The sequence below is a fragment of the Bradyrhizobium sp. GW821-FHT12B03 genome (genome assembly GCF_058807535.1).
This window is the reverse complement of sequence record NZ_JBXAQU010000054.1, coordinates 1-1,184: the sequence shown is the minus strand read 5'-3', so window position 1 is coordinate 1,184 and position 1,184 is coordinate 1. Positions and strand designations below refer to the sequence as shown.

General features: G+C 67.5%; 1 protein-coding gene. It reads left to right on the top strand.

Going from position 1 to position 1,184, the window contains the following annotated elements:
* A partial coding sequence (locus AC1RUR_RS38315) for a chemotaxis protein CheA (RefSeq protein WP_492853339.1) occupies positions 1-1,184 on the top strand: 1,184 nt, incomplete at both ends.

The window sequence follows — 1,184 nt, the reverse complement described above, 5'->3', positions numbered from 1 at the left end:
CCCGTTGCTGAAGCGCCGCCGCTGGTGCCGGAAGCCCCGGTTGCCGCGGCGCCCGCGCCCGCCAAGGAGATGACCTCAGGCACGCTGATCGACCAGACCCTGGAGCGCCCCTTGCGTCCGGGCGAAGTCTCGCTCGACGAGCTCGAGCGCGCCTTCCGCGAGACCGCGATCGAAGCGCCGGCCCCCGCGCCGGTCGCCAAGGCCGAGCCCGCACCTGCGCCGGTTGCGGAAGCCCCGGCGCCCGTCGCCAAGGAAGCTGCAAAGGCGCCCAAGGAGAAGGCCGCGCCGAAGAAGTCGATGGCCGACGAGGCTGCCGCCGAAGGCGACCGCATCGCCAACCAGTCGATCCGCGTCAACGTGGATACGCTGGAACATCTGATGACCATGGTCTCCGAGCTGGTGCTGACCCGCAACCAGCTGCTGGAGATCAGCAGGCGCAACGAGGACACCGAGTTCAAGGTGCCGTTGCAGCGCCTCTCCAACGTCACCGCCGAGCTGCAGGAAGGCGTCATGAAGACGCGCATGCAGCCGATCGGCAATGCCTGGCAGAAGCTGCCCCGCATCGTCCGCGACCTCTCCAGCGAACTCGGCAAGCAGATCGAGCTGGAGATGCACGGCGCCGACACCGAGCTCGACCGCCAGGTGCTGGACCTGATCAAGGACCCGCTCACCCACATGGTGCGCAACTCCGCCGATCATGGCCTGGAGACCCCCGCCGAGCGTCTGGCCTCCGGCAAGGGCGAGCAGGGCACCATTCGCCTGTCCGCCTATCACGAGGGCGGCCACATCATCATCTGCATCGCCGACAACGGCCGCGGTCTCAACACCGACAAGATCAAGGCCAAGGCGATCTCTTCCGGCCTCGTCACCGAGGCCGAGCTCGAGAAGATGAGCGAAGCCCAGATCCACAAGTTCATCTTCGCGCCGGGTTTCTCGACCGCTGCCGCCATCACCTCGGTGTCGGGACGCGGCGTCGGCATGGACGTGGTGCGCACCAATATCGACCAGATCGGCGGCACCATCGACATCAAGTCGGTGGCCGGCGAGGGCTCATCCGTCACCATCAAGATCCCGCTGACGCTCGCCATCGTCTCCGCGCTGATCGTGGAAGCCGCCGGCGACCGCTTTGCGATCCCGCAGCTCTCCGTCGTCGAGCTGGTCCGGGCCCGCGCCAATAGCGAGCA